The 22,245-nt window shown below is 43.7% G+C and carries 22 protein-coding genes; 5 read left to right on the top strand and 17 right to left on the bottom strand.

The window, feature by feature from the left end:
• Positions 1 to 4: 4 nt before the first annotated feature.
• From ACRRQV_RS06155 to hpf, 10 genes are all read right to left on the bottom strand, one after another.
• Positions 5 to 1,123: a trans-sulfuration enzyme family protein gene (locus ACRRQV_RS06155; RefSeq protein ID WP_432528756.1), complete on the bottom strand. Its 1,119-nt coding sequence runs from the start codon at positions 1,121 to 1,123 to the stop codon at positions 5 to 7.
• 12 nt (positions 1,124 to 1,135) lie between these two features.
• The gene (locus ACRRQV_RS06160; RefSeq protein ID WP_432528758.1) at positions 1,136 to 1,711 is read right to left on the bottom strand and encodes a TlpA disulfide reductase family protein; all 576 of its coding nucleotides are present in this window, start codon (positions 1,709 to 1,711) and stop codon (positions 1,136 to 1,138) included.
• A 124-nt stretch (positions 1,712 to 1,835) separates the two neighbouring features.
• On the bottom strand, positions 1,836 to 3,107 hold the full coding sequence (locus ACRRQV_RS06165; protein ID WP_432528760.1) for a murein hydrolase activator EnvC family protein: 1,272 nt from the start codon (positions 3,105 to 3,107) through the stop codon (positions 1,836 to 1,838).
• Positions 3,108 to 3,197: 90 nt separating this feature from the next.
• Positions 3,198 to 4,082, bottom strand: a complete 885-nt coding sequence (ftsX, locus tag ACRRQV_RS06170) for a permease-like cell division protein FtsX (RefSeq protein ID WP_432528762.1) — start codon at positions 4,080 to 4,082, stop codon at positions 3,198 to 3,200.
• A complete protein-coding gene (ftsE, locus tag ACRRQV_RS06175; protein WP_432528764.1) occupies positions 4,072 to 4,758 on the bottom strand; it encodes a cell division ATP-binding protein FtsE in 687 nt (228 codons plus the stop codon). Before ftsE ends, ftsX begins: the two co-directional genes overlap by 11 nt.
• A 265-nt stretch (positions 4,759 to 5,023) precedes the next feature.
• Positions 5,024 to 5,365 (bottom strand): cytochrome c551, encoded by a 342-nt coding sequence (gene cccB, locus ACRRQV_RS06180; RefSeq protein ID WP_432528766.1) that lies wholly within the window; start codon positions 5,363 to 5,365, stop codon positions 5,024 to 5,026.
• Between the two features lie 51 nt (positions 5,366 to 5,416).
• Positions 5,417 to 6,289, bottom strand: coding sequence for a YitT family protein (locus ACRRQV_RS06185; RefSeq protein ID WP_432528768.1), 873 nt, complete (start codon positions 6,287 to 6,289; stop codon positions 5,417 to 5,419).
• A gap of 144 nt (positions 6,290 to 6,433) precedes the next feature.
• Positions 6,434 to 7,535, bottom strand: a protein-coding gene (gene prfB, locus ACRRQV_RS06190; RefSeq protein WP_432529478.1) for a peptide chain release factor 2 whose coding sequence is annotated in 2 segments (ribosomal slippage) — positions 6,434 to 7,462 and positions 7,464 to 7,535 — 1,101 coding nt in all. Because the reading frame shifts where the segments join, the coding sequence is not laid out codon by codon here.
• A 118-nt stretch (positions 7,536 to 7,653) separates the two neighbouring features.
• Positions 7,654 to 10,170: a preprotein translocase subunit SecA gene (gene secA, locus ACRRQV_RS06195; RefSeq protein WP_432528770.1), complete on the bottom strand. Its 2,517-nt coding sequence runs from the start codon at positions 10,168 to 10,170 to the stop codon at positions 7,654 to 7,656.
• Between the two features lie 316 nt (positions 10,171 to 10,486).
• A complete protein-coding gene (gene hpf / locus ACRRQV_RS06200) occupies positions 10,487 to 11,056 on the bottom strand; it encodes a ribosome hibernation-promoting factor, HPF/YfiA family (protein ID WP_432528772.1) in 570 nt (189 codons plus the stop codon).
• Between the two features lie 123 nt (positions 11,057 to 11,179).
• Between hpf and ACRRQV_RS06205 the strand changes: the two genes are divergently transcribed.
• Entirely contained in the window at positions 11,180 to 11,887 is a 708-nt protein-coding gene (locus ACRRQV_RS06205; RefSeq protein ID WP_432528774.1) for an SDR family NAD(P)-dependent oxidoreductase, read from the top strand.
• A gap of 471 nt (positions 11,888 to 12,358) precedes the next feature.
• Here ACRRQV_RS06205 and ACRRQV_RS06210 read toward each other — a convergent pair whose 3' ends face one another.
• The 5 genes from ACRRQV_RS06210 to ACRRQV_RS06230 form a co-directional block, all read right to left on the bottom strand.
• Entirely contained in the window at positions 12,359 to 13,018 is a 660-nt protein-coding gene (locus ACRRQV_RS06210; protein WP_432528776.1) for a ComF family protein, read from the bottom strand.
• The gene (locus tag ACRRQV_RS06215; protein WP_432528777.1) at positions 13,018 to 14,343 is read right to left on the bottom strand and encodes a DEAD/DEAH box helicase; all 1,326 of its coding nucleotides are present in this window, start codon (positions 14,341 to 14,343) and stop codon (positions 13,018 to 13,020) included. The genes ACRRQV_RS06210 and ACRRQV_RS06215 overlap by 1 nt, the downstream gene beginning before the upstream one ends.
• A 182-nt stretch (positions 14,344 to 14,525) precedes the next feature.
• Positions 14,526 to 15,089: a lipoprotein gene (locus tag ACRRQV_RS06220; protein ID WP_432528779.1), complete on the bottom strand. Its 564-nt coding sequence runs from the start codon at positions 15,087 to 15,089 to the stop codon at positions 14,526 to 14,528.
• Positions 15,090 to 15,206: 117 nt separating this feature from the next.
• On the bottom strand, positions 15,207 to 15,881 hold the full coding sequence (locus ACRRQV_RS06225) for a response regulator (RefSeq protein ID WP_432528781.1): 675 nt from the start codon (positions 15,879 to 15,881) through the stop codon (positions 15,207 to 15,209).
• A 27-nt stretch (positions 15,882 to 15,908) separates the two neighbouring features.
• Complete coding sequence (locus tag ACRRQV_RS06230; RefSeq protein ID WP_432528783.1) at positions 15,909 to 17,054, bottom strand: sensor histidine kinase; 1,146 nt, start codon at positions 17,052 to 17,054, stop codon at positions 15,909 to 15,911.
• A 160-nt stretch (positions 17,055 to 17,214) separates the two neighbouring features.
• Between ACRRQV_RS06230 and ACRRQV_RS06235 the strand changes: the two genes are divergently transcribed.
• Both ACRRQV_RS06235 and ACRRQV_RS06240 read left to right on the top strand, forming a co-directional pair.
• Positions 17,215 to 17,850: a YigZ family protein gene (locus tag ACRRQV_RS06235; RefSeq protein WP_432528785.1), complete on the top strand. Its 636-nt coding sequence runs from the start codon at positions 17,215 to 17,217 to the stop codon at positions 17,848 to 17,850.
• Positions 17,851 to 18,013: 163 nt separating this feature from the next.
• Positions 18,014 to 19,063: an LCP family protein gene (locus ACRRQV_RS06240; protein ID WP_432528787.1), complete on the top strand. Its 1,050-nt coding sequence runs from the start codon at positions 18,014 to 18,016 to the stop codon at positions 19,061 to 19,063.
• 92 nt (positions 19,064 to 19,155) lie between these two features.
• On the opposite strand, the gene ACRRQV_RS06245 is transcribed toward ACRRQV_RS06240, so the two are convergent.
• A complete protein-coding gene (locus ACRRQV_RS06245; RefSeq protein ID WP_432528789.1) occupies positions 19,156 to 20,232 on the bottom strand; it encodes a glycosyltransferase family 4 protein in 1,077 nt (358 codons plus the stop codon).
• A gap of 403 nt (positions 20,233 to 20,635) precedes the next feature.
• Between ACRRQV_RS06245 and ACRRQV_RS06250 the strand changes: the two genes are divergently transcribed.
• On the top strand, positions 20,636 to 20,917 hold the full coding sequence (locus ACRRQV_RS06250; protein ID WP_432528791.1) for a hypothetical protein: 282 nt from the start codon (positions 20,636 to 20,638) through the stop codon (positions 20,915 to 20,917).
• A gap of 117 nt (positions 20,918 to 21,034) precedes the next feature.
• Positions 21,035 to 21,226 carry a CsbD family protein gene (locus ACRRQV_RS06255; protein WP_432528793.1) on the top strand — a complete coding sequence of 64 codons (192 nt, stop codon included), beginning with the start codon at positions 21,035 to 21,037 and terminating at the stop codon, positions 21,224 to 21,226.
• Positions 21,227 to 21,311: 85 nt separating this feature from the next.
• On the opposite strand, the gene ACRRQV_RS06260 is transcribed toward ACRRQV_RS06255, so the two are convergent.
• Positions 21,312 to 22,214 carry a general stress protein gene (locus ACRRQV_RS06260; protein WP_432528795.1) on the bottom strand — a complete coding sequence of 301 codons (903 nt, stop codon included), beginning with the start codon at positions 22,212 to 22,214 and terminating at the stop codon, positions 21,312 to 21,314.
• Positions 22,215 to 22,245: the final 31 nt, after the last annotated feature.

Raw genomic sequence — 22,245 nt, forward strand, 5'->3', positions numbered from 1 at the left:
TGCACTACTTTTTCAGTTCTTCGAATGCAGCAGCCAATTGCTCCAATATATCTTCCGTTCCTTCAATTCCCGCTGACAAGCGGACTATTCCTTTTGTCACTCCAATTTTTTCTTTTTCTTCATCGGATAGTGCTCGGTGTGAAGTGCCATATGGATAAGAAACCGTCGTTTCCACGCCCGCCAATGTCGGCACAATTTCGATCCAGCCTAGCGATGAAAAGAATCGGTACACATCTGCATCTTCCGGCAATTCAAACGTCACGATAGCCCCTTTTCCGGGGTACCAAACGCGTGCTTTTCCTTTCAAAAACGCTGCAATCGAGCGCGCATTATCCGTTTGAGCTTTCATCCGCAGCGCCAACGTCTTAATTCCCCTAACCGTAAGCCATGCTTCAAAAGGGCTCAAATTCATTCCGAGACTTGAGATTCGCTCTTCTGCTTTGGCAAGTAAATCAGCATCGCCGACCAAGACTCCAGCCGTTACATCGCCATGCCCGCCTAAATACTTCGTGGCGCTATGAGCCACCAAATCAACACCAAGGCCATAAGGCTTAACCGTGTAAGGAGTTGCAAATGTATTGTCGATCATCACTTTAACATCAAACTGCTTTTTTAACTGGCATAACGCCGGAATGTCCTCGAGCCGCAAAAAAGGATTGGTAATCGATTCACTGAAAACTAATTTGATTTCCGGAAAATCGATCAACGCCTGTTCAATTGCATCTCTTGATGAAAAATCGACAAAATGAACCTGAATGCCCATTCGGATGAGTTCTTCTTTTAATAAATGAAACGTCCCGCCGTACACATCCTCAGCAGCTAGAATATGGTCCCCTGTACTGACTACAGACAATAGGCCGGCAAAGATCGCAGCCATACCGGAAGAAGCGGCTACGCCACTTGGCGCCTCTTCCAAATCGGCAACCGCCTGGCCAAGTGCGTCTGTATTTGGATTGGCAGTACGCGAATACAAATAGGTGCCATTGCCATCATAATAACCTTCCATTTCCTCTAAGGAAGAAAAAGAAAAAGCTGAAGTTTGGTAAACTGGCATCACTTTTGGCTGTATGTTCCGCTCTTTTAATTTAGCTGTTTGAACTGAAATTGTTTCGATCGAACGCATGCAATCATCCCCTTATTCCAAATTCGAAATGTAATCCCTCATCGTCTTTTCATCCATCGGCCCAATGTGCTTGTTTTGCACACGTCCTTCCGCATCAAGGATATAAGTGGTCGGAATCGTTACAGATTGATAGATATCGCCAATTTTGCCCTCTTTATCCAATGGAATCGGAAATGTGAGTTTGTTTGCTTCAACAAAGTTCGTTATTTTTTTCATACCACGGTCTTCCGTTGTTAAATTAACGGCTAAAATTTCAATGTCTTTGCCTTGCACTTCATCGTAATAATTTTGCATCAGCGGCATTTCCGCACGGCAAGGTGGGCACCAAGAAGCCCAAAAGTTTAAGATCACTTTTTTTCCTTGATAATCCGAAAGTTTGACCGGTTCGCCTTCTAACGTTTCCAATTCGAAATCAGGAGCAATTTCTCCTTTTGCCAAGCCTTCTTTTGTCGCAAGAAACTCTACATCCGTACCAATGGAAACGGTGCTTTCCGTTTCTTTCTTTTCTATGTTATTTTTGACAACTCCTGCAATTGCCGCTCCAATTAAAACCGCAATCAACAACAAGCCCAGTATTTTTTTCGACATCTCTTTTCACTCCGTTCCCTTTCATCATACGATAAATCACCGCACTGATTCCACTATTGGCCTGCAACGAAAATTGTTTGCCGGGGCATAAAAAAACCGGCATCCAAGGATACCGGCATTATTTCTAGTTGATGTAATTGATTGGGTTGACCGCATTCGAACGTGCGCTGTTCCATGGCCCAATATGAATTTCAAAATGTAAGTGAGGGCCGGTAGAGCGGCCTGTGCTTCCCGAAGCTGCAATTTGCTGGCCTTGGGTAACAGATTGTCCAACCGAAACATGAATTTGGCTTAAATGTGCGTAGACGGTCGTGTACATTTGGCCATTCATCGAATGGGTGATCATAACGACGTTGCCGTATGTTCCCATTGCCCCTGCGTATGATATTTGCCCTGCAGCTGATGCAGAAACGCGTGTGCCCATGCCGACAGCGACATCGATGCCGCGATGATTTTCATTTCCTGCACCAATGTTGCGTCCGCCAAAGTTTGAAGTCAGTCTTCCCGAAGCTGGATTGATAAATCCAGATCCTGTTGGAGCTGCTGCAACATACGTATTAGCTGAAGAAGCCGCGTCGGCTTTACGTTGAGCTGCCAATCTGCGTTTTTCCGCTTCTTCCGCTTTTCTGGCAATTTCAGCTAGGCGCGCTTGCTCTTTTGCCACTTTCTTTTCAAGATCGGCACTGATCTTGATGACGTCGTTGCGCTTGTCTTCAAGACTGGATTTTTCTTTTGCCAAACGTCTTTGTTCTGCTTTCAACTCTTCCACTAAGCCGGCTTGTTCTTTCTTTTGGCCGTCCAATGAAGATTTAAGCTGTTCCAATTCCGCTCGGCGTTCTTCTTGTTTTGCAAGCTTTTCTTCCACTTGCGCTTTTTGTTCTGCCAGCATTTTTTTGTCTTCCGCTTGTTCACGCATGATTTCGCGGTCCGCTTCCAACAATGTATTCACCGCAGAAAAACGGTCGATGAAATCGACAAAACTATTTGCTCCAAGCAGTACGTCCACGTAATCCACGGAGCCGCCGCTCAATTGAATGGCGCGGGCACGTTCTTTCAGCAATTCTTCCCGCTCTGCAATTTTGCGCTCCAACTCTTCAATCGATTTTTTCAACTCATCGATTTCTTCTTTGGTCACGTTGATGTCACCTTGCACCCGTTCAATTTTCGCTGAAGTTTCATCAATCTTATGGTTCAATTCTTTGATTTTCCCCATAAGCTTTTCTAATTTCGACTCATTTTTGTTGATTTTTTCAGCTTTATTTTGAATGCTGGAATTTAATTCGCTTTTTTGCTCTTTCATTTCCTGTTGTTTCTGCTCCAGTTCACTCAACTTACTGGCATTAACAGATGGCATCAGCAACGTTAAGGCGAGTACGGCGGAAACTCCAGACAACATCCATTTTGACTTCGAGCCCAAGTTCGTTTTCCCCTTTCGGATTTACGTTCTTTTCTCTCTCTAATTTTTTTCTATTATAATACAGATTGCTTAAATTCGTAAGAACTTTCTGATGGACATAAAGCTGCCCCATACTCCGATGAATACGCCCATCACTAAAATCAATGCACTTACTTGATAAATGAATGGAGTAAGATCAAGCAATTGAATCATTTCTCCGCTCAATTTCGGTTGTGCAAAATCCGTAACTTGGTAATAAAGCGTCGATACGAGAGCAATCGGGATGATCGATCCCAGCAGCCCAAGCCACATGCCTTCTAGAATGAATGGCACACGGACGAACCAGTTGGTTGCCCCTACCAATTTCATAATTTCAATTTCATGCCGTCTTGCGACAATTGTGATGCGGATCGTGTTTGAAATAAGGAACATTGCGGTAAACAACAATGCAAGGATCAATACTAAACCGACGTTGCGGCCGGTGTTCAATACGTTGAACAGTTTTTCGATTTTTCCTTCTCCGTATTTCACGTCTTCGATGCCATCAAGTTTTGCAAGTTCAGTTGCCACTTGCTCAGTTTTTTGTGGATCTGTTGCTTTTACATAAAACACGTCAAGCAATGGATTGTTTTGTTCAAATAAGCTTAACTCATCGCCAAAATCCATAACCAAATCCGTTAACTCGGCTTCTTTTGTTGAAAATTCAACGGATTCTACACCCGACATGGATTGAATGGCTGTTTTCAGTTCTTCTGTTCTTGCATCATCAGCTTCTAACGAAACGAAAGTTTTGATTTCTACATCGTTCTCTAAATCATCGGCTACTTTGTTTAAGTTCATCATGATTAAGACAAACACACCGACTAACAACAAGGTTACCGTTACAGCACTTACAGATGCAAATGTCATCCAGCTGTTGCGCCCTAGACTTTTCAAACTTTCTCTGAAATGGCGCGTTATAGTTCTACCCTTCATAACCGTAGTCACCTCCAGCTACATCCCGAACAATCAAGCCGCCTTCTATCGCAATTACACGGTGTCTCATCGCGTTTACAATTTCACGGTTATGCGTGGCCATCAAAATCGTTGTGCCTTTCGCATTGATTTGTTCAAATAAATTCATAATATCCCACGAAGTTTCAGGATCTAAGTTTCCAGTCGGTTCATCGGCAATCACAATTTTCGGCGTGTTGACGATTGAACGGGCAATCGATACCCGTTGCTGTTCCCCGCCGGACAATTCAGTCGGGAACATCCGCGCTTTATGTTTTAATCCTACTAAATCCAACACTTCCATTACCCGTTTGCGGATAACTTCTGGCGTTTCTTCAATTACTTCCAATGCAAATGCCACGTTTTCATATACATTCAATCTTGGCAATAATTTAAAGTCCTGGAACACAACACCGATTTGGCGGCGCAGCAACGGAACTTTTTTATTTTTAAGTGTTGCAAGATCCACACCGTTTATTAACATTTGCCCTGAAGAAGGACGTTCTTCACGATACATCATCTTAATGAATGTCGATTTCCCGGCGCCGCTCGGCCCTACGACATATACGAATTCGCCTTGCTCTATTTCAACATTCAGTCCGTTTAGAGCAACGATTCCATTCGGATATTTCTTATAAACATTCTTCATTTGAATCATTTTTCTTAACCACCTATTTTATTGGAATAACTCCAATTTGCTTTTTTCATTAAAAATTTCCGACTGATATATTATAACACCTTAAACCTCTTTTTTTATTACAGTTATGTTTCATTTCTTTTTGTTATTGTCATATAACATGTGCCTTAAGTATGAAACTCGGTATTTTTCTTGTACTTTTTTGCTTATGTTTTTTGTAATTAAAAATAACTTTTTGTTATTGGGTGAAATTTTGCGCATCAAAAAAACCGGCTTTTCAGCCGGTTTACTTTTTGCTTGCAAGCCACTCAGCAACTGCATCCGCTTCTTCGCCTTGGATGATATCTGCTGGCATTGCGCCTCGCCCGTTATCAATGACTTCTCGAATTTCATCTTGTGACAGCCGTGATCCCACATTGTTCAACGCCGGAAAATTGCCTGATCCTTCTAAGTTTTCACCGTGGCAGGAAATGCAATTTTGCTGAACAACTTGCTCTGCATCTACTGAAGAGTCCCCTGAACCGCCGCCTTTTTCTGGTGCTGGTGCCGGTTCAGCCGAATCTCCGCCGCCGCAAGCCCCCAGTACAAGTGACGATCCAAACAATAACGCCATGAGTCCTTTTTTCATCCAAGCTGCCTCCCTAAGTCGTTTTCTCTACTATTATAAAGTATACCAAATTTAAGGTCGTTTAAAACCTTCGCCGAGGACCTCGGATGCGTCGGAAACGATGACAAACGCTGACGGATCGATCAATTTCACCAATTGCTTCAAGCGCGTAAATTCCGTTTGATGCACGACCACCATGATGATTGGCTTTTCTGAATCCGTGTAGCCGCCGGTTGCGGTCAACTTGGTAACGCCGCGGTCAATTTCGTCGTAAATGGCATCTCGAATTTCCACTTGTTTGTTCGTAATGATGTAGACCATTTTCGAACGGCCGAATCCAACTTGCACCAAATCAATGGTTTTCGTGGTCACATACAACCCAACCAAAGCATAAAGGCCTTTTTCGATGTCGAATACAATTGCTGCAGCCAGCACAATAAAACCATCAATTAATGCAATACTTGTGCCGAGTGTCAATCCGGTGTACTTGGTAATAATCTGCGCTGCTAAATCGGTTCCGCCCGTCGAAGCCTTCCCACGAAATACGATGCCAAGCCCCAAACCGACCATAATTCCGCCGAATAACGCGCCAAGAAGCGGATTCAACGTCCATGGTTCCCAGCTTTCCGTCAAATACACGACAAGCGGCAAAAAGATCGTCCCAACCGCTGTTTTGATACCGAAATTCCGGCCCAGTAAAATAACACCTGCAATAAACAGCGGAATATTAAATGCCCATTGGACAAAGGCCGGCTTCCAATCAAAGAGCCCTTTTAAAATAGTACTGATGCCGCTGACGCCGCCGGATGCAACTTCGTTCGGCAGCAAAAACACGTTAAATGAAATGGCGACGATTGCCGCTCCAATAATTACGCTAGCGTAATCTAAGACAGCGGAGATGACCGGATGCGGTTCTTTATGGCCGCGTTGTTGTTTTTTATTCATTTGTAACTGCCTCTTTCCATTCTATGTTCACTCTAGCCCTGTCAGAGTATAACAAATGGCAGCATGATTGTGAACTTCATCCGGGTGAAGCGGGGATAGAAAAAGCCTTGAAGCAAATAAAGCTTCAAGGCTCTTATGTTAATCTTATTGCATTTTAGAACGCAGAAGGGAATTGATGAACCCGTCAATGTCTCCGTCCATAACGTTTTGCAGATTTCCTGTTTCAAAACTTGTCCGGTGGTCTTTGACCATGGAATATGGGTGGAACACATAAGAACGGATTTGGCTTCCCCAGCCAATTTCTTTTTGTTCACCGCGGATTTCAAGCAATTGTTCTTCTTGCTCTTGAATTTTCAGCGCATATAATTTTGCTTTCAGCATTTGCATCGCTTTTTCGCGGTTTTTAATCTGTGAACGTTCTTGTTGGCACGTAACGACAGCTCCTGTCGGCAAATGGGTAATCCGTACAGCAGAGTCCGTCGTATTAATGTGCTGCCCGCCGGCGCCGCTTGCCCGGTACGTATCAATTTTCAAATCTTCCGTCCGGATATCGATTTCGATCTCGCCAGTGAATTCTGGCATCACTTCACACGAGACGAACGACGTATGCCGGCGCCCTGATGAGTCGAACGGAGAAATCCGCACAAGCCGGTGAACGCCTTTTTCTGCTTTTAGATAGCCATAAGCGTTATGGCCTTTGATGCCCAGTGTAACGGATTTAACTCCCGCTTCATCGCCCGCCAAGTAATCGAGCGTTTCAACCTTGAAACCGCGCTTTTCAGCCCAGCGCGTGTACATGCGCAATAGCATCGAACACCAGTCTTGCGACTCTGTACCGCCGGCTCCTGGATGCAATTCCAAAATGGCGTTGTTCTTATCGTACGGTTCGCTCAGCAACATTTGCAGTTCGTAATCGCTCAATTCGGACATGAACGTTTTCATTTCTGAACTCAAGTCTTCGTGCAGCTCCGCATCTTCTTCTTCGCGAAGCAGCTCAAGCGTCATTTCTAAATTTTCTTGAGTTTCTGTAAAGCCGTGGTAGGTATTAACGATTTCTTTCAAGCCGTTCAATTCAGAAATGACTACTTGAGCGGATTCTTGGTTGTTCCAAAAATCGGGATCGATCATCATTTCATCTAATTCTTGAATTCGAGCCTCTTTGTTTTCTAAGTCAAAGAGACCCCCTAAAGTCCGCCAATTTCTTGGCTGATTTGTCGAGCTCGTTGCGGATGTCTGCTAAGTCCATCATGTATATGTTCCTCCTCAAAATAACACCGAAGAGCAATTGCTCTTCGGTCTTTTGTCTTGCTTATTGTCCAACCCCCAGTGTTTGTCCGGGCTGGAGTTGGGCGCTTGCGCTTTTATTATGATGCTGCCCCGTGGCAGTTTTTGTATTTTTTGCCGCTGCCGCAAGGACATGCATCGTTGCGCCCAATTACAACTTCTTTACGCGCTGGCTCTTTTTTCTTTTTCACTGCCGGTCCATCTTCTTTCGGATTGACCGCTTGCCCTTTTGCCACTTCTTGGCGTTCCAAATTGTTGCGAATTTCCGCTTTCATGGAGTATTTGGCAACGTCTTCTTCGATCGCTTCCACCATCGCTTCAAACATCGCAAATCCTTCATTTTGGTATTCGCGAAGCGGATCGTTTTGTCCATACGCACGCAAGTGAATTCCTTGGCGCAATTGATCCATGGCATCGATATGGTCGATCCATTTTGAATCGATTGACCGGAGAAGAACGACTTTTTCAAATTCACGCATACGCTCAGGTGACATTTCTTCTTCTTTTTGGTCGTAAAATTTAACGACTTCGGTTTTAAGCAAGTCGATAATCTGCTCTTGTGATTTTCCTTGCAGCTGTGCTTCTGTAATGGTTTCTTCTGGAAGCAAATTCGCTGCAATGGTTTCAGCAAGAGTTTTCAAATTCCACGCTTCTGGTTTTTCATCAGAAGTGTGCGTATATACCAGGCGATCAATGGAGCCGTCAATCATTTTTTCAACTAGACCACGCATATTGTCTGTTTCCAAAACTTCTAAACGCTCTTTGTAAATGACTTCACGCTGTTGACGCAATACATCGTCGTATTGAAGCAAACGTTTCCGTGCATCGAAGTTGTTTCCTTCTACGCGTTTTTGAGCCGATTCCACAGAGCGCGTCACCATTTTTGATTGCAGCGGCTGGGAATCATCCATGCCCAGTTTGCCCATCATGTTGCGCATGGCATCAGAGCCAAACCGGCGCATCAAATCATCTTCTAGCGATAAATAGAATTGAGTGACACCTGGATCTCCTTGGCGCCCTGAGCGGCCTCGCAGCTGGTTGTCAATACGGCGTGATTCGTGGCGTTCGGTACCGATTACTGCTAATCCGCCTGCTTCAATAACGCCTTCGCCCAATTTAATGTCTGTCCCGCGCCCTGCCATGTTGGTTGCAATGGTAACTGCACCTTTTTGGCCGGCATTCAAGATAATTTCCGCTTCATGCGCATGGTTCTTCGCATTCAACACGGCATGCTTAATTCCTTTTTTTGTCAAATAATCGGAAATAATTTCAGAAGTTTCAATGGCAACTGTCCCGACAAGAACCGGTTGGCCATTTTTATGCCGTTCTGCGATATCGTCTCCAACCGCTTTATATTTTCCGGCAATCGACGCATAAATCAAATCCACGCGGTCATCACGGATAATCGGCTTATTAGTTGGAATGGTAATAACGTTCATGTTGTAGATGTTGCGGAATTCTTCCTCTTCCGTTTTGGCTGTCCCTGTCATACCGGAAAGCTTGTTGTACATCCGGAAATAGTTTTGGAATGTGATCGTCGCCATGGTCATGGATTCGTTTTGGATTTCAAGCCCTTCTTTTGCTTCGATGGCTTGGTGCAATCCGTCCGAATAACGGCGGCCCTTCATTAGACGCCCAGTAAACTGGTCGACAATGATGACTTCTCCTTCTTGCACGACATAATCCACATCTACGTGCATGGTTACATGTGCTTTCAATGCCTGGTTGATGGCATGGTTCAAACGGACATGGCTAATATCAAACAAATTGTCGATGCCGAAAGCTTTCTCGACTTTTTCAATTCCTTGTTCCGTCAATAAAACACCTTTTGTCGTTTCATCATACGTGTAGTCTTCTTCTTTAGTCAGCATGCGGGTGAACGCATTTGCTTGCATATACAATTGGGCCGCTTTTGCAGCTTGCCCTGAAATGATCAATGGCGTACGTGCTTCATCGATCAAAATGGAATCCACTTCATCGATGACGGCATAGTTTAACTCCCGCTGAACCATTTCTTCTTTGTAAAGAACCATATTGTCGCGCAAATAGTCGAAGCCCAGTTCATTGTTTGTGCTATACGTGATATCCGCAGCATACGCTTCGCGTTTTTCATCTTTGGTCAAGCTGTTCATATTCAAGCCGACGCTCAAGCCAAGCCATTCGTAAAGTCGGCCCATTTCTTCGGCATCCCGGCTGGCCAAGTATTCGTTGACCGTAACAACATGGACGCCTTTTTTAGCAATAGCGTTCAAGTAAACCGACATGGTCGCAGTCAAAGTTTTACCTTCACCGGTTTTCATTTCAGAAATATTGCCCTCATGAAGTGAAATGGCCCCCATGATCTGCACGCGGAATGGAAACATTCCAAGTACGCGCTTCGAAGCTTCACGCACTGTTGCAAAAGCTTCAACCAATAAATTATCCAGCGACTCACCAGCTGCATGGCGTTTTATAAATTCCTCAGTTTTCCCTTTTAATTGTTCATCAGATAAAGCTTCGAATTGTGAAGCCAATGCTTCAATTTCGTCTGCTTTTTTTTCAAATCTCTTCAAGTCCCGTTTGTTCGGGTCGAATACTTTATTCAATACTCCAAGCATTAATAACCGCTCCCTGCATAGTGTCCGGTGCGCCAAAACTGGAGACCGGATCGCTTTCGCTTTTATAGTGTTCTCTTTGTGCAACAAAAAAATTCGGAATTTTAAAAACCACATAAACGTACCGCTACTACATCAAAAAACTCACTCTTTATTTTAACACTGCATACATAACCGTGCAAACATCCAATTCTCAGCACATGGAAAAGTCGGTGATATTTCGAAATTACAACTCCTCAAAAAAACGTGAAAAGGCGCAATGGAATAAATCCAATGCGCCTTTTGTTATAAGCTTCTATAAGAGAAGCATTTTTTCGATTTACATCGTGCTTGTTTCAATTAAGCCGTAGCTGCCGTCTTTTCGTTTGTAAACAATGTTTGTGCCATTAGATTCGGCATCGGTGAAAACAAAGAAATTATGGCCAAGCATATTCATTTGCAATACCGCTTCTTCTTCATCCATCGGTTTCAAATCAAATTGCTTCGTACGCACAATTGTCAAATCTTCCTCTTCTTCGGCTTCTTCGTTTTGATTTCTTATATCGTTTTCCGCTGCTGCAAATGCAACACCTATTCCATCACGATCACGGAATTTGCGGTTAACTTTTGTTTTATATTTTCGAATTTGACGTTCAAGTTTACCAACGATCAAATCTACTGCTGCATACAATTCATCGTGCCGTTCTTCAGCACGCAACACTAAGTTTTTCATTGGAATAGTGACTTCCACTTTTGTTTGGCTGTGATTAATTGCTTTTAAGTAAACCATTGCAGTAGCGCTAGTGCCTTCTGGGAAGTAGCGTTCGATTTTGTCCACTTTCTTTTCAATGTACTCGCGGACTGCGGGAGTCACTTCAACGTTATCTGCTTTAATATTAAATTGTAGCATCTTAACTCCTCCTTCTTTGTATCTTTCTTTACATTCTCTATGTTCCCTATCTAATCCTGCTTAAAACGTAAAAAGTTTTGCAGAATATTAAATCAGGTAAACACAATATAAGGAGATGAAGCCATGTTTAAAGATAAATTAGTTGTAGTTACTGGAGCCGCCAATGGAATTGGCAATAGCATTGCCCAACATTTTGCAGCAGAAGGTGCACGTGTTATTGGACTCGATTTGGAAGACGTCGCGCTTGAAGGAGTCGAGTCAAGGCGCTGCGATGTCGGAAATTTCAATGAAGTCATCAATGTCTTTTCTAAAATCCATGAAGACTACGGAAATATCGATGTGTTGATCAACAATGCCGGCATTTCAGAATTCAAATCCATTTGGGAAATCGAAGAATCGGATTGGGACCATGTCCTCGATACTAATTTAAAAAGTGTGTTTATTTGCAGCCGCGAAGCCGCCCGTTATATGAACGGGGATCTCCGCGCCATCGTCAATATGGCATCGACACGAGCTTTCATGTCGGAGCCGAACACTGAAACCTATTCAGCTTCAAAAGGCGGCATTTACGGATTGACACATTCATTGGCGGCCACATTGAGTGAAAACGCAATCCGCGTCAACTCCATTGCCCCCGGCTGGATCCATACCGGCGAACAATCAGAGCTGCGAAACGTTGACCACAGCCAGCATTGGAGCGGACGAGTTGGCAAAGTAGACGACATAGCACGTGCCTGCCTATTTTTGTGTGACCCGCGGAATTCGTTTGTTACGGGAGAGTGTTTGACAATCGACGGCGGCATGACCCGAAAAATGATTTACGAACATTAACAAAGAAAAGCGGAAGTGCCTGTTCAGCTCTGACAGGCATAAGACAAACCGGCGAAGCGGCGTTCTTTGCCGCACAGCCGGGATGGCTTATGACCCGAAGAGCTAGGCACTGGAGTCTGGACATTGAGAAAAGCGGAGGTGGCTGTCTTGCCCCGACAAGCAAGCGATGGACCAAAGGAATTGGGCCATCGCTTTGCGACGAAGCACATAGTGCTGCAGGAGCAGCGGTTCCCATGAATTACGACCGAAGCGTCTCGAGGGGCTAGCCGCCGGAGTCTGGACAAAGAAAAGCGGAAGTGCCTGTTCAGCTCTGACAGGCATAAGACAAACCGGCGAAGCGGCGTTCTTTGCCGCACAGCCGGGATGGCTTATGACCCGAAGAGCTAGGCACTGGATTCTGGACAATAAGAAAAGCGGAGACGGCTATCTTGCCTGAACCTAAGAAAGCCTCTGCATTAAATGCAGAGGCTTTTATCCGCGGATGAGCGAAAACAAGTGGATTTCTTTCGCCCCTCCTTCTTTTAATGCTTTTGCAGCATGGCGCATGGTAGTCCCAGTTGTGTATAAGTCATCGACAAGAATCACTTTTTCTGGAACTTCTTTTCCATCCCAGCTGAACAATGCGGCAGAAGACAGCCGTTCTTGCTTTGATTTTTTCCCTTGCACCGTTTCGCTTTTCTTGAGCAGATGTGTAAATGGCAGGCCTGCTGCAGCCAACAGGCAATCCACTTGGGAAAAGGTTCGGGCTTTTAGTTTTTCGGGATGCATGGGAATGGGAACAATTGCGGATTTTACTGGCTTGAGTGTTTTATGCAACTCGGCTGCAAATACTTCAGCCAGTACAACGTCTTGCAAAAACTTGTATTGATGCAAATAATCTTGCATCGCTTCATTGTAGCGGTACAAACAGTTTCCGGATTGAATCAAACCTGCATACTCCGTCGTTTCCCAAACTCGGCAATCCGGGCACATGCCTTCTCCCGGAAATCCGCATATCGGACAGCTGTCTCCGGAAATTTTTTCAAACTTGCTTTGGCAGACGCTGCAGGCCACTTGGGTTAGTTCATTCAGAAAAATGCCTCTCCAGCTTGGCTGCACGGTTATGGCACGGCCGCATAAATAACAATCCATCATTGCCCTCCTTTATTATAGGAAGCAATTTGGCGCTTTGCTTTGTCCATTTGATTGGCTATGCCGTTGTGGAAAAATATCACATCTCCTGTTGGAAAGTCCGCTGATCTTCCCACGCGCCCCGCTATTTGGATCAAAGCGGATGCCTCAAAAATCGCTTCATCCGCCCCGATAACGGCAATGTGAACTTTTGGAATGGTAATGCCTCGCTCTAAAATGGTCGAAGTCAGCACTCCTGGAATTTCCCCGTTCCTCAATTTCAAAACTTTCTCTTTTCGTAGCGGATCTTGCGAATGAACCGCTTCAATGCGGGAATCTAACGTTTTCATCAAAGGAATCACGTTTTCTATCAGTTCAATCGTCGGGAAAAACAACATAAATGGCTCTTCACCAGCTATTTTTTGGCGGATCCACACGGCTAACTTGTTTGGGATTTTATTTTTAGCGAACGCTTTTTTATAGCTCCATAATGAAACGAACTTCGGGATGGGCAGCGGATGGCCATGAAACCGCCTAAAAATCCGCGATTGGTTAGGGACGGTTTTCTGCAAACGGTTCGAGGGCGTCGCGGAAACATAAACAATTGGCGCTTTTTCTTTTTTGGCTTTTTGGACTGCCCGCTGAAGCGATAAATCGAACGAATACGGAAATGCATCCGCTTCATCTACAATCATTACATCAAACGCTTCCTGGAACCGATACAATTGATGCGTGGTGGCGATGACGATTTCGGCAAAACCCGATTCCTCAGGTGATCCCCCGTAAAGCGTATGAACCACCGTCCCTGGAAAAACCGCTCGAATGCGAGGAGACAATTCCAAGACAACATCGGTGCGCGGTGCAGCAAGGCAGACCCGTTTGCCATGTTGCAGCGCCTGCCAAATGGCCGGAAATAATAATTCGGTTTTTCCCGCTCCGCAAACTGCATAGACAAGATGGGATGATTGCCCAGCCAGGCTGTTTACTACTTCATCGGCTGCTTTTTGTTGTAAAGAAGTGAGGTTTCCATTCCAAGTAAACGAATGGTGTGTTGAGGATTTCGGAGATGGTCCCGCCCAAGTGATCAGTTCGCTGCAAGAACTGACGCGGCCCATTTTTATGCAGTGCCGGCAATAAAAACAAGTCATTTGGCATTTGGCACATGGAAAAGAGATAATTTTTTGTTGGGAGGTTTCTAAACACCTGCGGCATTCCCCTTTTGCACTGATGCCGTTTGTTGCATGAATCAGTCCAGCTTCAATAGCTGAGTCGATTTCCTCTTTGGGAAACGGCGTGAATTCCCTTAGCCAAATACGCCCAAATAAAAATTCCTGCAATTCTTTCATTTGCATCTTCCTCTCTTGCTTAAAATAAGAGGGCAGGATGAACAGAGCTGTAGGCGCGCTTTATAATAGTAGAACTCCATCAAAAAGTGCTTCTTGGATGCAACCGCCTTCTGTATTAGTTTACCAAAAAAGCCAGAGAAAAAGAGGCTTTGCACACATTCTGCAAACCCTCTTTTGGAAAATTAATTTGAATTGCCGATAAAGTGGAGGCTGGTTACTTTCCATGCTTCATTTTCTTTTTTGAACACGACAACTTGGCGCCCTGCTTGGTCGGTGCTTCTTTCCGTATTCGGTTCTTTGACCAATACGTCAATTTCTGCAAACACCTCAGCTCGATTTTCATCGTACTCGACAATGGTTTCATTGCTGGTCGTGTAAGTTGTATCATATGCTTTAAACGCTTCTTCCAAAGAGGCTTTGTCTTCTTCCCGGTCAAAACCATCCGGCTTTTCCGCGATAACGTTCATATAGCGCGCCAAATCTTCTGCGTTAAACGCCGCAATATATTCACCGTAAGCTGCCAGAATATCTTCAGCTTCTTGTTCCGGAACTTCCGCTTCTTCCACTTTTCCTTCATCGTCCATTGTAAACCCGACCGACTCATCTTCTACACCATGGTCGACTGCGTTATTTTCATTTGCCGAATTGCCGTCATCTGCCGTGTTTCCATTTCCCGCAGGTTCTGCTGAGTCTGAACACCCGGCAAGGACAAAAGCAAGGCCAGCAAGTATAATCAGTTTTTTCATCATGCATTCCTCCTGCGTTTCATTGTGCCACAGCAAGTTGCCTAATTCAATGAAGAAACTGTGACGAAAGAATAGATAGAAAAACCCTGCAGCAAAAGCTGCAGGGTTTCATTTTTATTAGCGAACTTCGACCCAGCCGTTTTTAATGGCTGTTACGACCGCTTGTGTACGGTCATTCACTTGCATTTTTTGCAAAATGCTTGAAACGTGGTTTTTGACCGTTTTTTCTGAAATGAACAAGGTTTCGCCGATCACACGGTTGCTTTGCCCATCCGTTAACAGTTGCAAAACTTCGCTTTCGCGTTTTGTCAGCAAGTGATACGGACGGCGGATTTCGGTTTGATGGAAAGATCCTTTGTTTTCACGTTCGCTCAAACGGCGGAACTCCATCACCAAATTGCGCGTAACTTTCGGATGCAAGTAAGATCCGCCTTTTGCGACCACTTTGATCGCCTGGATGATCGCTTCTGCATCCATTTCTTTTAGCATATACCCCAAAGCACCTGTTTTCAGTGCATGTGTAACGTAGGATTCATCATCGTGAATTGACAGCATAATGACTTTCGCATCCGGGAATTTCTCCATCAATTCCCCTGTTGCTTCTACCCCATTTTTTTGCGGCATATTGATGTCCATTAAAATAACATCGGGTCTGTACTCCTCGTATAATTTGAGGACTTCAGTCCCGTCGCCGCCTTCTGCCACAACTTCAAAAGAATCTTCAAAGTCTAAAATTCGTTTTACTCCTTCACGGAATAGTTGATGATCATCTACAATAATAATTTTTGTCATTATGTTGTCCTCCTCGAATACCGTATCTTATATACCCAGTTTGAATGGAATCTGAAACATTAATATTGTTCCATTTCCCGGTGAAGAATGAATTTTAAAATCACCTTCTATTAAGTCAATTCTTTCACGCATACCAATCAACCCGAACGATTGATTTTTCACAATGCTTTGATCGAATCCAGAGCCATTGTCCTTAACCGAAATAGCGGTTTGATTTCGCGCCCATTCAATCTTCACTTCAATTTCAGTCGCTTTTCCGTGGCGGATCGCGTTTGACACCGCCTCTTGCACCAATCGGAAAATAGATGTTTCGTAATTGTTCGGCAGCCGCGTTTCGGGGCCATCCGAATGAAAATGTAGCCGAATGCCTTTATTGTAGTCTTCAATGGTATCCAAATATTTTTTCAAAGTCGGCACAAGGCCCAAATCATCTAAAGCCATTGGCCGCAAATCGTAAATGATGCGCCTTACTTCCGTAAGTGCTTCCCGCACCATTTCTTTTAATGAAGTAATTTCTCCGAATGCAGCTTGCGGCCCTTTTTCCCGGTACGTTCTCTCTATCAAATCTGAACGCAATAATACGTTGGCCATCATTTGAGCAGGACCATCATGGATTTCACGGGACAAGCGTTTCCGCTCTTCTTCTTGCGCTTCGATAATGCGCAGGCTATAATCTTGCTTTAGCTTTGTATTATCAATTGCGTCATCCACTTCTTCTAAATCCGAAGTCATGTAATTCGTTGCTACGTTCACTTGATTGACTAGCCTCTCCGCCCGTTCAATCGTTTGCAATAAAGTTTGAAGGCGCCGCTGCAGGCTATCCCTTTTTTGGCGATATTGCTTTTCTTCCAAGCGGTTGGCGGAAAGCTCAATTTGCAGATCATTTGCTTGCTCATACGCTTGCTTGATTTGGTTTTCTGTAAACGTATTGAACGAATGAGAAACTTCTGCGAGCCTCCGGCGTGCTGTCCGGGTCTTTTCTTCCAAACCGTCACCGGCTTTTATAATGCGGGAAATATTAATGCGCACGTCTTCTAGTTCATCTTTCAAAACTTCGTATTGCCGGCGACTTTGTTCACTGATAGCAAAGATTTTTTGTTTTGTTTGTTCCAACGTTTCAATTAAATTATCGAAAATGGAATCCAGCTCTTTTCGATCGCTTTTATTAGCCATTTCAAAACCGCCTTAGCTATACTAACTATGCTAATGTGTATAAGATTTTCGTACCTTGTACCTGCAAGAACTTGTCTAAGTATATCACTATATAAGCAATTCCGTATAATTAAACATATTACAAATTATCTGATTACATTCTACTACAGGGGGCGTTAAAATGCGAGAGAATTACAAGACCGTGGGTGAATTAGCGGAGGCGGAAATCGTTATACAAAAGTCACGTTTCATCGGACATGCCGCACGGGCAGAAACAGAAGAAGAAGCGATCCGGTTTATCGACTCCATTAAAACCCTTCATCGCTCCGCCACACACAATTGCTCCGCTTACTTGATTGGTGAATACGATTCCATCCAAAAAGCAAACGACGACGGTGAACCGAGCGGCACTGCAGGCTTTCCTATGCTGGAAGTGCTAAAAAAACAAGGATTGAAAGATGTCGTGGTCGTTGTCACCCGCTATTACGGCGGAATAAAACTGGGCGGCGGCGGGCTGATCCGCGCTTATGGCAAAGCCACGACCGAAGCGCTTGCCTCCTCTGGCATTGTTGAGCGCCGGCTCCATCATTTGATGAAAATTACCATCGACTATACTTGGCTTGGAAAAGTGGAGAACGAAATCCGGCAATCAGAGTATCCATTAAGCGATATTCAGTACACGGACGGCGTAGAGCTTTTTGTCCACGTTCCTGCTGAAAAAGAACCGGACTTTATTGCCTGGGTCAATGAATTGACGAATGGACAAGCTGATATTAGAGGTGCGAAAAAAGAATTTCTCGAATTTAAAATCTCCTAGTTCTTTTCGTTTACTCTCAACATAAATCGCTGTATAATAAACCGTACAATAAAATCAGTCTGTAAACCGCGAATTTTTCTGCGCTTTTACATGCAGTTTCAGGATAGTTGCATCAATCGAATTGAATACTCGGTTAGCCATTCCTAAAAAAGGAGCCATAACCATGAACCGGAAAAAATACCGAAAGACCAAATCAAGCAGAAAACGAATGGCTATCAAGGTGATTTTAACGTTAGCAGTGTCATTGCTTATCTGCGGATCTGCTTATGGAATCTATTTGATCAAAAAAGCAGAAAATGCTGCAGATGGGGCGTTCGAATCTCTTAAAGACCGAGAAATGTCTGAACTGAGAGAAGAAAAAGTCGAACCTTTGCACGACGATATTTCCATTTTGTTTATTGGCGTTGACAACAGTGAACAGCGGGGACAATCGGATACCAATACCCGTTCCGACGCTTTGGTTCTTGCCACATTAAACAATGAAGAAAAATCAGTGAAACTCGTCAGCATTCCGCGTGACACGTACACATACATTCCAGATGCTGGCCATGAAGACAAAATTACACATGCATACGGCTATAACGGGCCAAGTTCTACAATTGAGAGCGTTGAAGAGTTATTAGATGTGCCCGTGGATTATTATATGCGCATGAACTTTGATGCCTTTATCGATATAGTGGATGCACTCGGCGGCATTAAAGCGGAAGTTCCCTATGATTTAAAAGAGCAAGATGAAAACGACCAAAAAAATGCCATTGAACTTAAAAAAGGAATTCAGCATCTTGACGGCAGCCAAGCATTAGCTCTAGCTAGAACCCGCCACTACGATAACGATATCGAACGCGGGAAGCGCCAGCAAATGATTTTGCAATCGATCATGGACAAAGCGCTATCTGCCGGTTCCATCACAAAATATGGCAACGTCATTGAAGTAGTCGGCGACAACATGAAAACAAATTTAACGTTTAACGATATGCAAGCATTTTTCGAATACGCCAAAGGCGGTAAACCCAATGTTGAAACCTTGACAGTAGACGGATTTGACGACATGTCGACCGGGGTTTACTACTGGAAGCTCAACGAAGAGTCGCTTGTAGAAGTCCAAGATATTCTCCAAAGCCACCTTGGCTTAAAACCGGATACATCAAGCATGTCCGACAACAGTGAGACAGAACTTGCTGAATACCCACAAGAACAAGAAACCTCACAGTAATTGCTGTGAGGTTTTTTTTATATAGTAAAAATTTTAGAGTTTGAAAATAAAAAGGACTCGACCGAAAGCATCTGCTTCAAGTCCAGTCCTTTTTATTTTCCGATCATTCTCACGAGATTGATCAACGGCCGGTAATTCTTTCCTGCAAGCCCCACTACTTCAACAAATAATTCGATTGCAAGCAACATCAAACCGATTAAGAGTATGCCACCCCATAACGTTGCTTGGGAAAACAGCAATGCTGCCAATCCGAAAAGTGCAGCGATTCCATAAATGATAAGTACCGTTTGGCTATGCGAAAAACCAACATTTAATAAACAATGATGCAAATGCGATTTATCCGGTGCGGACAAAGGTTGTTTTTCACGCAAGCGGCGGACGATTGCAAAGAATGTATCCGAAATTGGCACGCCAAGCATGATGATTGGGATAATCAATGCAACAATCGTTACGTTTTTAAAGCCCATTAAGGCTAAAACTGAAATCATATAACCTAAAAATAAAGCGCCAGTATCTCCCATGAAAATTTTCGCGGGATGGAAATTATAGTATAAAAATCCGATTGAACTCGCAGCCAAGATTGCGGCTAACGACATAACAAAGACGTCTCCCATAATATAGGCCATCACGGATAACGTAATCAAAGCGATCGTAGACACACCAGCTGCCAATCCATCCAAGCCATCAATCAAATTGACGGCGTTGGTAATGCCGACAATCCAGAGGATCGTCAACGGAATACTAAAATAACCAAAGTCGATTTCTCCACCAAACGGTAAGTTAATGAATGAAATTTCCAAGCCTCCGCCAATAACAACAATGCCGGCTGCCAGCAATTGGCCAAGCAATTTGGCTTTCGCTGATATCTCCATCATATCATCTAAAACACCGGTAATAATGATGATAAAAGCGCCGATAATGATAGCTGTTTCAATTGGAATGAAAGCCTCAGTTACCGCATTAGAAACTGATTGTTCTGGTCGCAAAATAAAATACCCAATCAAAAATGAACCAAATATAGCTAATCCGCCTAAACGCGGCATAATTCTCGCATGAACTTTTCGATGATTTGGACGGTCAACCGCTCCAATTCTGTAAGCCAGTCGCTTTACGATTGGAGTCAGGACAAGCGAAGCGATAAATGCCACCACCAATGTAAGGTATAGCATATCTTTCCTCCTTTATACTTCTCAATCTACATGGGAAGCCAGTATTATTATAGCACTTCTCCAAAGGAAATAAAACATTGCTTGGAAAGTTTTACATGATTGCAATAGACTAGACGCTTTTCCCTAGTGAAAGTTTCATATTCCCTAGCGCAATCTTCGAAAAACAGGTGAAATTCATAATTGTGGCGTTTATCAAAGCGTATGCAATTGCTCATTTTTTCGAACTGCCGATTTGCAGCCATAGCATAAGACTAACATGTAAAACCTTATACTGTCTCAGACAAAATTTCTATAGGACTACTTAGGCAAACCATAATAAACATCTAGCATTCTCTAGGAATTATGATATAATAAATATATAATTAGAAAATTACAATAACTTTGACTAGAGGTGCAAATCAACATGAACGGCCAACTGCAGTTTTATGCCATTAAAACAGACTGGAGCCCTTGGGATGAAGCAGCTGTCTTGAAAATGGATTATACGTTGCGTGCCGAATTAGCTAAATTTATTTCTTGCCCTGGTTTACTAGTTGACTTATCAATGGATCAACACTCTATTGTGCGCCAAGGAGTTGCCCAAAATCCTTATACGCCGTTTCACACACTCAAAAGATTAGCGGAGCAAGATCTTTGCAGCAGTGTCCAAGATTGCGCCAAGACTACCTTATCCACCTTTGTTTAATGCCCAATTCCCAATTCTCTACATACAAGTTGGTTGTATGGCAACCGCATTACATGTTTTAGTTTTTTGCGAATAGGTTATATAAAGATTAGGCAAACAACTAAAGGAGGTCTAGCAATGAGCGATAAAGGCGGTTTTTCTGATAAATTAAAAAGTGCCGTAAGCAAAGGCAAAGGCGAAATTAAAGACCAAGTTGGCAATGCAACTGGCGATCACCAAAAACAAGCCGAAGGCAAAATGGATAAAGCAAAAGGTGAATTCCAAGAAACTATCGGTGAATTCAAAGATGCAACAAAACCTAAAAAATGAAAATGAAAATCCAGTCTTCTGACTGGATTTTTTTATTTGCCTAAAAACACTAGAGAAATAGCCCCGTTTATAGGGGCCATTTCATTTAGAATAATCGTTGCGTCGGCGGTGTATGATCGTTTTTATTGCGCTCTTTTTCTAATCGTTGTTCTTCTCGAGAATCATGCGCTTCCCCTAAGTCATCTTCTTGCTGATTGTTTATCAAATGCTCTTCTTCTGAATCACGGCCAAACGGGGCCGGTCCTAAGTTCGGATCAACTCCTGGAGATTGTTCATCTTGCCGGCGGTTGATGCCTTCTTCGCGATTTAAATTATCTTGGCCTTCAGCAGATTGCAGAGCCGGTTCATGATCCATTGTTTTTTCGCTGATGGCAGTTTCATCTTTAGGAGAAGTGCCTCCTGTCGGATGGATGTTCTCTCCTTGCAAACGGGAATCACGCGTTTTGTCTCCATAGCCTGCATCCCCGTGCTGGTCTTCGCGCGAAACGTCGCTCGTATAAATTTCATTCGTTTTAGCACGCGCTGCCGGAACATCCGGAGTGACATCTTTGTCATGAATATGTGCATCATCATGGCGCATTTCATCGCGCTCTACATCACGGCCAAATGGGGCAACTGCTGTGTTGCGAGCTCCTGAAGTTGTTTCGCCAGTGCCTTCCAAAATTTTGCGGTCGGTATAAAGGAGAATGGCCCCATTGTGCAAATCTTGCTCATAGGTATTTGCAATATTTTTATCCAGCTGCAATTTAGCCAGTTCTGTATGGATTGCATCTTTCCCTGTAAAAAGGGATTTAAAAGAACTTCCTACTGAATTAGCTTGATGAGTATGGATCCCGCTTTGCTTATCTTCTTTATGAAGAATCGAATCATTTTCTACAAGAACGTGTATATCGCCTTCGGTGTAACCTTTCATTTTTAATTCTTCCACTTTGCTTTGCATTTCTTCTTGACTGTAAACAATTGAATATTCGCGATTTGTAGATTCCATTAAATTCAGCCTCCCGTTAATCGTCTTAGAG

This window comes from Planococcus sp. YIM B11945 (genome assembly GCF_050864155.1).
Classification (GTDB): Bacteria; Bacillota; Bacilli; order Bacillales_A; family Planococcaceae; genus Planococcus.